The sequence below is a fragment of the Candidatus Leptofilum sp. genome, assembly GCF_965223525.1.
Lineage (GTDB): Bacteria > Chloroflexota > Anaerolineae > Promineifilales > Promineifilaceae > Leptofilum.
Map to the genome: position 1 here is coordinate 1183163 of NZ_CBDCWX010000005.1, position 12839 is coordinate 1196001.

The 12839-nt window shown below is 50.9% G+C and carries 13 protein-coding genes and 1 tRNA gene; 6 read left to right on the forward strand and 8 right to left on the reverse strand.

The features are described from left to right. Window positions 1-3 precede the first annotated feature (3 nt). The 3 genes from ACOQPM_RS10560 to ACOQPM_RS10570 are packed head-to-tail and all read left to right on the forward strand — an operon-like array spanning window position 4 to window position 3204. Window positions 4-1737: an ATP-binding protein gene (locus ACOQPM_RS10560; RefSeq protein WP_420629223.1), complete on the forward strand. Its 1734-nt coding sequence runs from the start codon at window positions 4-6 to the stop codon at window positions 1735-1737. Then, window positions 1715-2383, forward strand: a complete 669-nt coding sequence (locus ACOQPM_RS10565) for a nucleoside deaminase (RefSeq protein ID WP_420629224.1) — start codon at window positions 1715-1717, stop codon at window positions 2381-2383. Before ACOQPM_RS10560 ends, ACOQPM_RS10565 begins: the two co-directional genes overlap by 23 nt. Window positions 2384-2415: 32 nt before the next feature. Continuing rightward, window positions 2416-3204 (forward strand): lysophospholipid acyltransferase family protein, encoded by a 789-nt coding sequence (locus tag ACOQPM_RS10570; protein ID WP_420629225.1) that lies wholly within the window; start codon window positions 2416-2418, stop codon window positions 3202-3204. 30 nt (window positions 3205-3234) lie between these two features. On the opposite strand, the gene tyrS is transcribed toward ACOQPM_RS10570, so the two are convergent. The 3 genes from tyrS to ACOQPM_RS10585 all read right to left on the reverse strand — a co-directional run bounded on the left by tyrS (window position 3235) and on the right by ACOQPM_RS10585 (window position 6214). After that, complete coding sequence (gene tyrS / locus ACOQPM_RS10575; RefSeq protein WP_420629226.1) at window positions 3235-4512, reverse strand: tyrosine--tRNA ligase; 1278 nt, start codon at window positions 4510-4512, stop codon at window positions 3235-3237. Between the two features lie 300 nt (window positions 4513-4812). Then, window positions 4813-6090, reverse strand: coding sequence for an MFS transporter (locus ACOQPM_RS10580; RefSeq protein ID WP_420629227.1), 1278 nt, complete (start codon window positions 6088-6090; stop codon window positions 4813-4815). Beyond that, a complete protein-coding gene (locus tag ACOQPM_RS10585) occupies window positions 5990-6214 on the reverse strand; it encodes a hypothetical protein (protein WP_420629228.1) in 225 nt (74 codons plus the stop codon). The genes ACOQPM_RS10580 and ACOQPM_RS10585 overlap by 101 nt, the downstream gene beginning before the upstream one ends. 65 nt (window positions 6215-6279) lie before the next feature. On the opposite strand from ACOQPM_RS10585, the gene ACOQPM_RS10590 reads away from it, so the two are divergent. From ACOQPM_RS10590 to ACOQPM_RS10600, 3 genes are read left to right on the forward strand one after another with little or no spacing between them, the layout of a single operon-like run. Beyond that, entirely contained in the window at window positions 6280-6534 is a 255-nt protein-coding gene (locus tag ACOQPM_RS10590; protein WP_420629229.1) for a type II toxin-antitoxin system Phd/YefM family antitoxin, read from the forward strand. Continuing rightward, the gene (locus ACOQPM_RS10595) at window positions 6531-6956 is read left to right on the forward strand and encodes a type II toxin-antitoxin system VapC family toxin (RefSeq protein ID WP_420629230.1); all 426 of its coding nucleotides are present in this window, start codon (window positions 6531-6533) and stop codon (window positions 6954-6956) included. The genes ACOQPM_RS10590 and ACOQPM_RS10595 overlap by 4 nt, the downstream gene beginning before the upstream one ends. A gap of 18 nt (window positions 6957-6974) precedes the next feature. Next, window positions 6975-7469 carry a DUF427 domain-containing protein gene (locus tag ACOQPM_RS10600; protein WP_420629231.1) on the forward strand — a complete coding sequence of 165 codons (495 nt, stop codon included), beginning with the start codon at window positions 6975-6977 and terminating at the stop codon, window positions 7467-7469. Between the two features lie 50 nt (window positions 7470-7519). Here the strand turns inward: ACOQPM_RS10600 and ACOQPM_RS10605 are convergent, their stop codons facing one another. The 5 genes from ACOQPM_RS10605 to trxB form a co-directional block, all read right to left on the reverse strand. After that, on the reverse strand, window positions 7520-9988 hold the full coding sequence (locus ACOQPM_RS10605; RefSeq protein ID WP_420629232.1) for a hypothetical protein: 2469 nt from the start codon (window positions 9986-9988) through the stop codon (window positions 7520-7522). Between the two features lie 90 nt (window positions 9989-10078). Continuing rightward, window positions 10079-10152 (reverse strand) — tRNA-Met (locus tag ACOQPM_RS10610). A 45-nt stretch (window positions 10153-10197) separates the two neighbouring features. After that, a complete protein-coding gene (locus tag ACOQPM_RS10615) occupies window positions 10198-11343 on the reverse strand; it encodes a site-2 protease family protein (protein ID WP_420629233.1) in 1146 nt (381 codons plus the stop codon). Window positions 11344-11345: 2 nt separating this feature from the next. Then, entirely contained in the window at window positions 11346-11582 is a 237-nt protein-coding gene (locus tag ACOQPM_RS10620; RefSeq protein ID WP_420629234.1) for a hypothetical protein, read from the reverse strand. A 252-nt stretch (window positions 11583-11834) separates the two neighbouring features. Next, window positions 11835-12767 carry a thioredoxin-disulfide reductase gene (trxB, locus tag ACOQPM_RS10625; protein WP_420629235.1) on the reverse strand — a complete coding sequence of 311 codons (933 nt, stop codon included), beginning with the start codon at window positions 12765-12767 and terminating at the stop codon, window positions 11835-11837. Between the last annotated feature and the right edge of the window lie 72 nt (window positions 12768-12839).

Genomic DNA, 12839 nt, shown 5'->3' on the forward strand with positions numbered 1-12839 from the left:
AAGATGGAAGAGCAATATCCCATAGGATATATCGTTGGTGGTAGCTTAAAGGAAGGATTGTTTGTCCGCCTGTCTGTCTCGCCTGAAGAAGTTCAAGAGGGGAGTTTTGTGGTTTGTGATAGTGGTAATTGGCGATTTTATGGATTGATCACGAATCTTGCTTTAGGTGCTACGAACCCACGGTTTGCTGACGAACGGCCGTCTCGTATCGAGTCACCATTTATCCGCCAGGCACTCATGGGGAAGACGCTTTATACAACCATCGAAATGTTTCCAACGTTGATGATGGATCGCGGGCCTGATCCTGACATTGACCCGTCTGGTCATTTAGATTGGCAAGATGAGGTTGAAAAAGGGAAGAAAGGCCCTCAACCAGTAAAAACAGTTCCCGCTCATCATGTGTCAGTTCGCCTAGCAGACCGTGCTGATGTTGATACAATTTTCAAAGCTCCGGCCGAAAGCTCTTTCGTTATTGGTCATACATTGGAACAAAAACACCCAATCAATCTTGATCTAAGAAAACTGGTTAAGCGATCAATGGGCATTTTTGGTGCTACGGGAACAGGCAAAAGTTATTTAACGCGCATGGTTTTGGCTGGTGTGATGAACCTGAAAGACCAAGGTGGTGAAAAAGCCCCGGCAACGATTGTGTTTGATATGCATAACGAGTATGCATTTGACATTCCCAATCCAGATGGAACTGGGCAGGCCAGAGGATTGAGTTATTTATTTGGGAATAAGATACAAACTGTTGCCTTAGGCAAAGAGACTATCCGGGGCAACCGACCTGATTTTGACCTATTACTTACGGCAAAAGATATAACACCTGAGGATGTGCTGCTGCTTTCAGGAATGCTTAATTTAACAGATACAGCAGCCTCCACCTTGAGCGCGCTGGCAAGTGATTTCAAAGAAAATTGGTTTACTAAATTCATGGCCATGGTTCCCGGTAAAACAGAAGAAAGGGAAAATGATTCTGGTAAAGTGCAAAAGGTTCCCGCTCCAGATTCTGTAGAGTTTTGGGCGAATGATAGCAATGTGCATCCTAAAGCTGCGGCCGCACTACATAATAAGTTAATGCGGATTTATCGGAAAGAGTATGTTGGAGAAAGGCAAGCCGGTAATCCCATAAATATGATTATTGATGCTTTGCAAAACGGCCGTCACATTGTTTTAAGCTTTGGAAAGCATGATGATGAACTTGATTACTTACTTGTTTCTAACATTCTTACCAGACGAATCCGAGAAAAATGGGTGCAGCTTACTGAACAGAGCCATCTTGATTCAGATGGAAAGAAACCGCGACCATTGGTTATTGCCATTGAAGAAGCACATAAGCTATTAAGCCCTCAGCTATCTAAGCAGACGGCGTTTGGCATTATTGCCCGTGAGCTGCGTAAATATTTTGTGACGTTGCTGGTGGTGGATCAACGGCCGTCTGGCATTGACGACGAGGTGATGAGCCAGCTAGGCACGCGCATTACTGGCTGGCTAGGCGACGAGGATGACATCCGTGCTGTGCTGACGGGGTTGGCTGGACGTGACCAGCTGCGCGGCATGTTGGCCCGTTTACAGGAGAAGGAAGAGGTGCTGCTGCTGGGCTGGGGCGTGAAGATGCCCATCCCCGTGCGCTCTCGCCGCTACGACGAAACCTTTTACGAAGAGATGAAAGGTCGCAAAAGCAGCACCCCGCAACCTTCGGACGATGAACTCGATGAGTGGTTTTCGTACAGTTAAACCTATGCTTTGGCAATCGCTTTCACTTCCGTGGCAAGAGGCCGTATCCCTGGCGTGGGAGGCGTACTGTGCTGGGTCGCTACCAATTGGGGCGGTGATTGTGGATGATAGGAACGGCCGTGTCGTAGCTACGGGTCGCAATGCGCTGTTTGAAGCGAAGTCCGACTCACCATTGCACGGCAGCCGTCTGGCGCACGCTGAAATGAATGCGCTTTTTGCCTTATACAAAACTGATGTGCCGCCGAATCGTTGCACGCTCTACACCACTTTGGAACCTTGCCCCATGTGCATGGGTGCTATTCGCACCGGGCGCATTGGCAATGTCCATTTCGCCTCCTACGATCCGTTTGCTGGTTGCAGCTTGTTGATCGATACACCCCCTTATCAAGCATTTGGCCCGCTGCTTGTTCATCCGCCACAAAATGACAATTTAGCAGAGTTGCTGTTGGTGATAAAAGTGGAAGCAATGTTGCGAACGGGAAAGGGCGGCTGGGTAACTTTTGTAGAAACGGCCGTTCCTCAATCCGAACCTGCAATCAATCTGGGCAAAAAACTGTTTGCCAGCGGCGAATTATGGCAGCTTGGGCGACAGGGTCACTCCGTAAAAGAGATCATGATCTGGCTACAAGACCGCCTCGATATCTGATTCTATCCCCGGTTCAAGGTATAATTTGTGGCATGAATCCTTACTTTCCCGGCGATAGTTACCACACTCCCAACGATACGCCACGCCACTGGCTGGATCGTCTTTTCTTAGGCAGTCGTTTGGCTTTGCATACGCACTTCATTTGGGAAATTATCAAGGCCCGACGGCTGGTAACGCGCAAGGCGTACAATCGCAAGGCGTGGGGAGCTACAGCTTATGCGATTTTTAAGATGGTGGAGCAGTGTAACGGCCGCTTTCACATCACTGGCCTAGATAACATTCACGATTTAAGCGAGTCGGTCGTGTTTGTGAGCAACCATGTAAGCAGCCTGGAGGGCAATGTGCTTGGTTGCTTGCTGCCCCATCATCAGGAAGTAAGCTTTGTCATTAAAGAGTCGCTGACGCGCTATCCTGTGTTTGGCCCGGTCATTGGGGCGCGCCAGCCGATTACGGTGGGGCGTACTAACCCACGAGAGGATTTGCAGAAAGTGTTAACTGAGGGCGTTACAATGTTGCAAAACGGCCGTTCCATCATCCTCTTTCCGCAGCACACCCGCACCCCCACATTTGTGCCAGATGAATTCAACTCGCTAGGGGTAAAGCTAGCCAAACGTGCTGGCGTGCCCGTTGTGCCAATTGCTGTGAAGACTGACTTTTTGATAAACGGCCGTTATCTGCGTGATTTTGGGCCACTTGATCGTCACCAGCCAATTTATATGGCATTTGGACAACCCTTCCGCGTTACAAATAGTAAGCAGGCACACTGGGCAATCATTCAATACATCGAGCGTCATTGGGCGCAGTGGCAACAATCTGCTTAATCAACCCCCTTGTATCTTAGCAACGAGAATCTATTGCTGAACCTGCACCAAATGGTACTTTTTGCGGCCCTTACGCAGGATGATGAACTGGCCATCAATGCTTTGATTGAGCGTGACGGCTTGCCCGGCATCGGTGATGCGCTCGTTGTTGAGGTAGAGACCGCCCCCCTTGATGGAGCGACGAGCATCCCCTTTTGATGAGGCCAGGCCACTGTCTACGAGCAAATTCACCACAGAAAGCCCTTCACCTTCCAGGGCTGTTTTGGCTAGCTTGCTGGAGGGCACATCGGCGAAGATGTCGCGGATGTCGGCAGCTTCCAGCCCATCCAAATCGCCCCCGAACAGGACTTTGGCAGCTTTTTCGGCTTTGTGAACGGCCGTTTCCCCATGAATCATCCTTGTTACTTCCTGTGCCAACCGTCGCTGCGCCTCGCGGCGTTCTGGTGCGCTGTAAAGTTTGTCTTCGTATTCGGCAATTTCCTGCCGATTAAGCCAGGTAAAGTAACGTAGGTAGTTCAGCACATCTCCGTCGTCGGTGTTCAGCCAGAATTGGTAGAAGCGGTACGGCGAGGTGCGATCAGACGCCAGCCAGGCGTTGGTGCCAGCCGATGTTTTGCCAAATTTGGTGCCATCTGCCTGGGTAATTAGCGGAAAAACAAGCGCATGAGCCTTTTGGCCTTTGGCACGGCGAATAAGCTCCACACCAGATAAAATGTTGCCCCACTGGTCGCTGCCACCCATTTGTAAAACGCAGTTATGGTTTTCGTAGAGGTACATAAAGTCGTAGGCTTGAAGTAGCATGTAGCTAAACTCTGTGTAGGAGATGCCATCTTCCCGCGCCAGCCGCGACTTCACAGAATCTTTGGCCATCATGTAATTCACGGTGAAATGTTTGCCAATGTCGCGCAAAAATTCCATCAGGCTTACTTCAGTAAGCCAATGGGCGTTGTTTACAATCTGTGCGGGGTTGCTTTTTACTTCAAAGTCCAAAATGCCAGACAGTTGCTTTTGGATGCGAACCAGGTTTGCCTGCACTTCATCTAGAGAGAGGAGATTGCGTTCAGAGGAACGGCCGCTTGGATCCCCAACCATGCCCGTCCCGCCACCGGCCAAAGCGATGGGCGTATGGCCAAACTGCTGCAACCGCGCCATTGCCATCATCGGCACCAAATGGCCAATGTGCAGGCTGTCACCCGTCGGGTCGAAGCCGTTGTAAAGCGTTACCTTCTCTTTTGCCAGCAGTTCTGGCACGCTTTCTGTGTGGTCGTAAACAAACCCGCGCCAGCGAAGTTCCTCAATTGCGTTCATAAGTCCTTCTCCTACAAAGTTATCCGCAGATTTCGCAGATTACACAGATTTTGCTTATCTATCTCTTTGACCTCTGTGTTCTCTGTGGCTAATCTGTGGCAAAAAAACAAAAAAGACGCGGGGGTTAGCCGCGTCTTGGGTAGTCTGGGTATTTTGGTTCAGTTGTCAGTGACAGCCAACTTCATCCCCACACGCCTGCGGCGTCCGTGTTGCGTAAGTATAGCTGTAGTAATAGCTGAAAAAGTGCAGATTCATAATGGGCGCATGGTAGCATGGGGGCTAGGATTCGTCAAGAATTATTTAGTTTGGTTTGACGCGCTGCATGGCGACCCAGGCTAGCCCCATGAAAAGTGCGCTGAACAGAAAGAGCCAACGGTAGTTGTTGTCTAAGCTATCTACCACTAAGCCGCCTAATGTTGGCCCCAAAACGGCCGCTAACTGTGAAGAAAAGTAGTACAGCCCTGTATACGCCCCGATGCGCCGCTCGTCGCCGTGGTCATACACCAGCGGCAGGCTGTTGACGTTGACACAAGACCAAAAAATCCCCGCCAACACCAGCACCACAATGAACATGACCGCCCCCTGAATGAGAAAGTAACCAGCCAGCATGAGCAATGTTAGCCCGGTTAAGCCGATGCGTATGGCTTGGCGACGGCCGTATTTGGTGCCAATCAATCCTGCTGGAACGGCAAACAAAATAAAGCTTATGGTAATCGAACCCGCATAAATAGAAGCTATGCCAGGGGAAATGTCCAGTGTAAAAACCGCAAACGAGGAGAGTCCTGCTTCTAACGCGTTAAAAGCCATGAACCAAAGCAAGATGCCCAGCAGCACAATCAGGCCGCTTTTGTTGGGATTGCGCCATACAGTTCGTAGGTTTGCCATAACGCCGGGGTCGTCTGGCTCTGCCTCAGTGCTGATTTTCTCTGGTTCGCGCACGCCCAGCAGAGCAACCAGCGCCGCTGCAACCAGCAATATGCCACCACCAATGAACGGAGCCATTCGTCCTAATTCTGGATCAATGGCACTGAACTGCTCAAACAGCAGCCCGCCGCCAAAAAATGCCAGCAATCCGCCAATGCCGCCCATCAGGTTGATGATGCCATTGGCTTTGCTGCGATCTTCTGGCTGGTACAAATCCCCCAGCCAGGCTACGGTGGGCGAGCGGAACAGGGCCATACCAAAGTTGGTGATGAGAATGAAGGCGGCGATGGCAACGGCCGTTTGAGCAAATGGAATTAGCGTAAACCCAACCAGTGCAATCGGCACACCCAGCAAAATCCACGGCTTGCGTTGGCCGAAACGGTTCCAGGTGCGGTCACTTTTGGCACCGACCCACGGCTGCACAAAGACATTGATCAGGTTGTCCCAGGTCATGATGAACAGCGCTAGAGCGGGGCCAAGACCAAAGCCGCGCACGTCTGTGCCTCCCTCAAAGGCAGGATTGCCTGCTTGCAAAAAGATGGGGATATACTGGTTAAAAATAGGCCAGATGATGCTGATGCCTAAGAAGCCAAAGCCCACAATGACTGTTTTTTTGTAGTTGAACGGCCGTTTCGCCGCCGCGCTGCTTGCCATCTAAACCCTCCCAGAAATAGTGCGGATAAGTGAGCAAATGGTAGCTGAATTTTGGTGAATGCAAAGTATTTTGTTGGATGTAGGGAGTTGGGTGGGGAACGGCCGTTTGAGAGTCATATAACATTGACAAGCCTCATAAAAACCAATACAATCTAGACAGTCTAGCTATTAATCTCTGGGAGGTAAAAAATGATAAGCTCGTGGCAATTGCAAGAAGCCAAAAACAAACTTAGCCAACTGGTAGATGAAGCTGTAAAGAGCGGCCCACAAATTATTACGCGACGAGGTGTTGAAGTTGTCATTGTTTTGTCGGTTGAAGAGTATCGGCAACTGAAGACATCCAAAGAAAAGCTGTCCGATTTTTTTCGCCAATCGCCACTTGCAGAAATTGAGCTGGATTTGACCCGCGATAAAAGCCCCGTTAGAGATGAGTTCGTGTTATGAACTATCTGCTGGACACATGTGTCATTTCGGAACTGGCTGCTAAAAATCCTAACCTACAGGTGTTGGCCTGGATAGATAATGTGCCGGATGAGCACATTTTTTTGAGCGTTTTGACAATCGGGGAAATTCAACGAGGGATTTCTAAACTTCCAGACTCAAACCGTAAGGACAGTTTGACTGATTGGTTAGAGACAAATCTATTAAATCGGTTCAGTGGAAGATTCTTGACACTTGATGTCGAAGTGACATTGAGGTGGGGAGATATGGTAGCCAGTTTGGAAAAAATGGGGCGACCCTTACCTGCTATTGATTCACTTTTTGCAGCCCAAGCCCTAACCTATAAAATGACTTTTGTAACCCGAAATGTTAAAGATTTTATAGATACAGGTGTCAATTTGTTGAATCCTTGGCAAGCTAAATAACTAACATTTGAGGTGTAAATGAACCCAAAGCGCATCGAACCAAAGCCAGGGCAAGAATCGGTGTGGGATTATCCGCGACCGCCCCGGCTGGAAGATACCAACAAGCATATCCAAATTGTGTTCAACGGCGTGACCATTGCCGACACGCGCCGTGCCAAGCGCGTGCTGGAAACGAGCCATCCACCTACCTACTACATTCCCCCCGAAGATATTAAAACGGAGTATTTGGTGCCTCGCCACAGCACCTCGCTGTGTGAATGGAAGGGACAAGCACACTATTACGGCCTCATGGTGGGCGACGCGCAGATCCCGGTTGCAGGCTGGTATTACATCAATCCGCACCCCCCGTTTGAATCAATTAAAATGCACGTTGCCTTTTATGCAGAGCCAATAGATGCGTGTACGGTGGATGGCGAACTGGTAACACCACAGCCAGGCAGCTTTTACGGCGGCTGGATTACTAGTGATGTGGTTGGCCCCTTCAAAGGTGAACTAGGTACTGAATTTTGGTAACAGCCACAGAGAATACAGAGATTTTAGAGAAAAGACGGCGAATTTAGAGGTTACTTCACTTCGAAGATGAAGGTGCCGTTACGGCCGTATATCATCTCCATCCCCAGATTTTGCAGCAGCCCAGCCGGATCCATCTGCCCTCCTTTAGCCCCGATGAAAATGTGGGTGATGCCTTGCTCTTGCAGCCAAACGGCCGTTTCCTCCGCTTGCCAATCTGAAATGTTGTTTAGCTGCTCATTGAACGGCCGTACAAACCCAACCAGGTCTGCTTTGTAAGTGTAATCAGCAGGAGGCGTACTGCTTTGCCGCCCGGTGAATGGTACCAACCATGCGCCTCCATCGCTGCCAGACCACGCATTTAGCAGCCAAAGCCAGCTATTCACCGCCACTACCGCATCTTCCGGCACGTTTTCATCTAGCCATGCCAACGCCTCAATATCGGCAGGTTGTGCCAGAACAGTTTGTGGGTTGATAATGTTGATTTGCTGCTGGACGCCGAAAAGAGTAACGGCCGTTCCCAACAGCGAAGCCAACAAAATCCCGCCAAGCCGCAGCGGTTCCACTTGCTGCCAGGGCCAACCCCAAAACGCGCTGCCGATGCTGCCCAAAATGAGCGCCAGCGGTAGAAAAGTGGTGATGTAGTAGCTGTTCAAATTCAGTAGCGGCAGCGCGGGAAAACCAAGATAGTTGCCCGACAATCCCAAAAGAAGCAAGTATGCCCAAATAAATAGAGCAGTTGGAACAGCCGACCATACTCGCCATCGCCAAAATCCAGTCAGGTAAATCCAAAGCATTAAGCCTCCCGCCAGCCACAAAAAATAGCGATCCCAGCCCGCCGTGTAGTAGCTGGTGGGGAAGCTAGTGTAATCTGGTATGCGAGCCGCCAGGGCTGCGCCCGGATTGCTGTTTTGGAACAGGTAGTAAAGCTGCGGCTTGAGGATGAGAATGCTCAAACCAGCTGCTTGCCAAAGGAAGCGGCCGTTTCGCCCCCAACTCAACAGCCAAACCAATCCGGCAAATGGAACGTAGAAGACAAACACCCGAAAATGGATCAGGAATAGGCCAACCGCCAGTAGAGCAACCAACCACCACGTTTTGTGCCAGCCCCGCGCCCCGCGCAGCAGCCGCCACGTTAGCCCCAGCAGCACGGGCATGAGCAGCATCGCCGTAAGCTGCGTGTACCGCCCCCAGGTGGCGTAGTAAGCTGGGAAAAAGAGGGGCAGTGCCACCAAAAAGGCGGCAATTAGCCCAGCGCGACGCTGTCGGGTGAGCAGCCAGCCGCCCGCGTACACCGTCAGCGGCAGCAGGGCGTTGAGCAGCTGCCCCAGCCCCAGCAGCAGTTGGGGAATCTCCCACTTACCTAGCAGCACCAGGCTGCTGCTAATCGTATGAAAGCCAAAATGGTAGGGAAAGCGATCCACCGGCAGGTACGGCGCGTAGCCAGTTTGCGTTATAGTTTGGCCCGATTGGCTCATGACGGCCGTAATCAACCCATGCCGCACTGAATCTACCCAGGGCGGGAAGACAAGGTCGCGCACGGCGAGGAGGCGCACGGCCAGCCCGATGAGCAAGAGCGCGACCAAGATAGAATGTTCTGGACGCCAGTTTTTGAAGGGGGACGGGGTGAAAGGGTGACTAGGTGACCGGGTAACCAAGTGACGGAAAATTACTAGCAACCAACCGCTAGCCACTAACATCCACAACAGCCAGCCGCTAAAACGCCCGCCAATCAAGGAGAATAAATACCAGAGCGTGGGCCAAACGGCCGTTCCTAACGCAAGCGCCACCCCTAGTTTGGCCATCGGGTCGGGGAATTTGTGGCGGAACGGCCGTAGCTGTAAAAGCAAGGTTCCCGGCAGCAGTAATAAGAGCAAGGCCAAAAGCATAATTGCGCTGTAATTCCACAGCAGTTCACCCAAATGGCGCAGCCCATCGGCCCAGGTGAGCTGGTAGCGGCTGGTGAAGTGGAGTTCTTGCACGGCCGTAGCTGGCACAGCATTGTTCAACGGGCCACTGGCGACTGCCAATTCACTATCTTCCAACAAGTCAACCGTGTAGCCCCAGACGGTGACGCGGTTATCGTCGCTGCCGCTGAGTGTGAGCAAGTACGGCCGTCCCGCCGAATCCGCCTGCACCGGGAAGCGCAGCACATACGGCTGGTTGTGCCTTAGCTGGCGCGTCGGCAAAGATTGGGTGACCAGTTGGTTGCCTTGTGTGTCGGAGAGGGTGAGGGTGAAACGGCCGTTTTCTACAGGATCAGGTTCGCCGTTTCGCGCTAGCAGCAGTTCAATCTCGCGTAAGCCATTGTGCTGTGCCACAAAGCGATAGGTAAGCTGCCCATCGCCAGCCGGAGCGGGCGGAACGGCATTTAGCCTGCCCTGAACCACATCGGTTGCCAGGATGGGGCTGGTGATGGCGGTGAGGGTAGACGGCCGGGCTGGTTCACCCGCCCAATCCCACAGCAGCACCAGCCCCACGCCCAGCAAAACCACCAGCCACCTCAACCACTTAATCTCCAATCCATCGATTCTGCTCAGGACAAGCCTCCAATCTCCAGTCTCAAAAGAAAAAGCCGCCCCAATTTTGGAGCGGCCTTTGTAATTCCTGTGTGGCGCCAAGTGGATTTGAACCACTGACCTAGGGCTTATGAGTCCCCCGCTCTGACCAACTGAGCTATGGCGCCAAAAGCGAACGGAATTATAGCCAACTCTGCCAACGGGAGCAAAAATCACCCCAAAATGCGTAGGGGAACCGGCATAAAAATCAGCACGAAAATGATCATTGTCGCAATGCCAAGCCAACGGCGGCGCGGGTCTAATTCTGTCACATCATCCAATGGTTCAGCATATGTCCGTCCAAAAAAGTAGAGCAGCACAATCCAAAGCGTCCAGGTAGCAGTTCCATAAATTAGGTAAGATGCAATTGATAAAGCAACCAATATCACGATGATTGGCATAAATAATTGGCCTGCGCGTCTGCCAAAAAGTGAAAACATGATGTGCCCGCCATCTAACTGGCCCACAGGCATCAAATTAAGAGAAGTTACCAACAATCCTACCCAGCCAGCCCAGGCTACCTGGTTTAAATACACATCGCTGGTTTCACTTGGTAAAAATTGACCAAAAACAGCAAATTTCGACAGATAATAAAAAAGAGAATTCCCTTCCAAAAGACCTGTTGAAGACATAGGCCCAATTTCAGATGTTGCTAAACCGTAAATTAAAATTGGCACAGCAAATACAAGCCCGGCTAGCGGACCAGCGACACCAATATCAAACAAGGCGCGTTTGTTTTTAACAGGTTCCTTCATACGAATAAAGGCTCCTAACGTGCCAAAAAGCGAAATAACAGGAACAGGAAGGGGGATGAAGTAAGGAAGAGAGACGGCCACTTTGTGGTATCGAGCAGCAAAATAATGGCCTAATTCATGTGCCCCCAAAATGAGCATGATGCTTAGGCTAAACGGCCAACCGCGCCAAATCTGGAATGCTTGCTCTACTGTTTCTGCATTGTAAAAGGAGCCTGTTAGCAAGGTGGCAAGCACGGTGGCAACAAACAGGGCAAGGTTAATGCGCCAATCGGAGGCAGATGGGTTAAAAACTTGAGGAATAGCAACGATGGCAATACGGCCGTTCTCCTCCTCCCTCACCGTTGGCGTAAATCCCTGCGCCTCAAAGATTTCCCGAATTTCATCAAAACAGTCGGCGGAATCTACCAAAAAACGGCCGCGATACCGCACAAAGCCACTGTGTGGCTCATCCAGCGTCGTGTCGCCCACTGAAAACAGGTGAGCCATTCCACGACGCATCTTTTCAACTTTTTCCAGAGAAACAACCGGAGGTGGGGCTGTGTAGGGGGAAGGTTGCTGCTGCATAACTATTCGCTGCCGCTCGGAGGCGCGTCAGCTAAATCCTCATCGTCGTCCCCCCAGCTAATAATCCAGATGCAGGCACCGGCTACCAAAATAGTCACCACAATCAGCCAAAACCATTGGCTGCCCTGCAAACCCACGTCACGCGCTTCATACACCAGCAAAACCACCATACCCAGTGCCAAAACAAACCAGGCAGATAAGTTCGGGTGATTTGTAATCCAATTCTTTAAACCGTCCATGTGCTATTCCTAAATACGGTCATACCTGCGAAGGCAGGTATCCATCTATTGTTTTTGAAATGGATTCCCGCCTGCGCGGGAATGACACTTGTAGCCAAAATTGTTGATGCACCTGATTATAAAGAAAAATTGAGCAATCAGGTAATGACCCAACTGCTCAATTACAAAATATTCATTTGAAAGATGCCAGACACTAGTCAAAGGGTTCTTCGACAATAGTGATCATACGACCAGTGCTTGGCATCAGATTGCTTACTCTTGGGCAGCCAGCCACTTCTCCAGCTCCATGGCGGCTCCGGTACCTTGCCCCACAGAGGTGGCAATCTGGCGGAAGTGCGAATCCTGGATTTCGCCAGCGGCGTAGACGCCGGGCACGCTGGTGCGGTATCGTTCATCGGTGATAACGTACCCTTCTTCATCCATTGCCAACTGACCCACCAGGAATTTGCTATTGGGAAAATGACCAATGAAGATAAAAACGCCATCTGTTTTCAGTGGCTTTGTTTCACCTGTTTTTACGTTGCGGGTTTGCACACCTTGCACCACGCCATTGCCCTGAATCTCTTCTACTACAGTGTCCCAGACGAAGGAGATTTTTTCGTTGGCAAAGGCACGATTTTGCAAGGAAGTACCAGCACGCAGTTCGTCCCGACGGTGAACAACCTCTACCTTGTTGGCAAATTTAGTCAAGAAGATACCTTCTTCCATGGCGCTATCGCCACCGCCAACCACGACGACATCTTTACCCCGAAAGAAGAAGCCGTCGCAGGTGCCGCAGTAGCTTACGCCCCGGCCAACGTATTCTTGTTCACCGGGAACGCCCAGATGACGCGGGGATGCACCGGCAGTGACCACAACGCCATCGGCTTCGTATTCATTGCCGTATGTTTTAATGTAGAAGGGTGCGCCCTTGCTGAAATCAACCTCGACAACTTCATCATACTCAAAACGGGCACCAAAATGCTCAGCTTGCTTTTGCATGACTTCTACCAGCTCTGGGCCAGTTGGTGTTTTTTCTTCTGACCAAAAGCCGGGGTAATTTTCCACTTCATGGGTGAGGGCAATCTGGCCACCAATTTGGGTGCCAGCAATGACGAGTGGGTTTAATTGGGCGCGGGCGGTGTACATAGCGGCCGTTAAGCCTGCGGGGCCTGAACCAATAACAATTACGCGTTCTTTTTGCATGTGAATTCTTCTCTCTGTTAAAAATTTGTTGTCAGAAGCTCAGCTTTTGCCAAAGGTTGAACTTCTCCAAAA

Excerpts from the sequence above, each read along its gene's own strand:
- ACOQPM_RS10620 (WP_420629234.1), bottom strand. The coding sequence starts at position 11,582 with ATGGACGGTTTAAAGAATTGGATTACAAATCACCCGAACTTATCTGCC.
- ACOQPM_RS10595 (WP_420629230.1), top strand. The coding sequence starts at position 6,531 with ATGAACTATCTGCTGGACACATGTGTCATTTCGGAACTGGCTGCTAAA.
- ACOQPM_RS10590 (WP_420629229.1), top strand. The coding sequence starts at position 6,280 with ATGATAAGCTCGTGGCAATTGCAAGAAGCCAAAAACAAACTTAGCCAA.
- tyrS (WP_420629226.1), bottom strand. The coding sequence starts at position 4,512 with ATGAACGCAATTGAGGAACTTCGCTGGCGCGGGTTTGTTTACGACCAC.
- ACOQPM_RS10600 (WP_420629231.1), top strand. The coding sequence starts at position 6,975 with ATGAACCCAAAGCGCATCGAACCAAAGCCAGGGCAAGAATCGGTGTGG.
- ACOQPM_RS10565 (WP_420629224.1), top strand. The coding sequence starts at position 1,715 with ATGAGTGGTTTTCGTACAGTTAAACCTATGCTTTGGCAATCGCTTTCA.
- ACOQPM_RS10560 (WP_420629223.1), top strand. The coding sequence starts at position 4 with ATGGAAGAGCAATATCCCATAGGATATATCGTTGGTGGTAGCTTAAAG.
- trxB (WP_420629235.1), bottom strand. The coding sequence starts at position 12,767 with ATGCAAAAAGAACGCGTAATTGTTATTGGTTCAGGCCCCGCAGGCTTA.
- ACOQPM_RS10570 (WP_420629225.1), top strand. The coding sequence starts at position 2,416 with ATGAATCCTTACTTTCCCGGCGATAGTTACCACACTCCCAACGATACG.
- ACOQPM_RS10615 (WP_420629233.1), bottom strand. The coding sequence starts at position 11,343 with ATGCAGCAGCAACCTTCCCCCTACACAGCCCCACCTCCGGTTGTTTCT.
- ACOQPM_RS10580 (WP_420629227.1), bottom strand. The coding sequence starts at position 6,090 with ATGGCAAGCAGCGCGGCGGCGAAACGGCCGTTCAACTACAAAAAAACA.
- ACOQPM_RS10585 (WP_420629228.1), bottom strand. The coding sequence starts at position 6,214 with ATGTTATATGACTCTCAAACGGCCGTTCCCCACCCAACTCCCTACATC.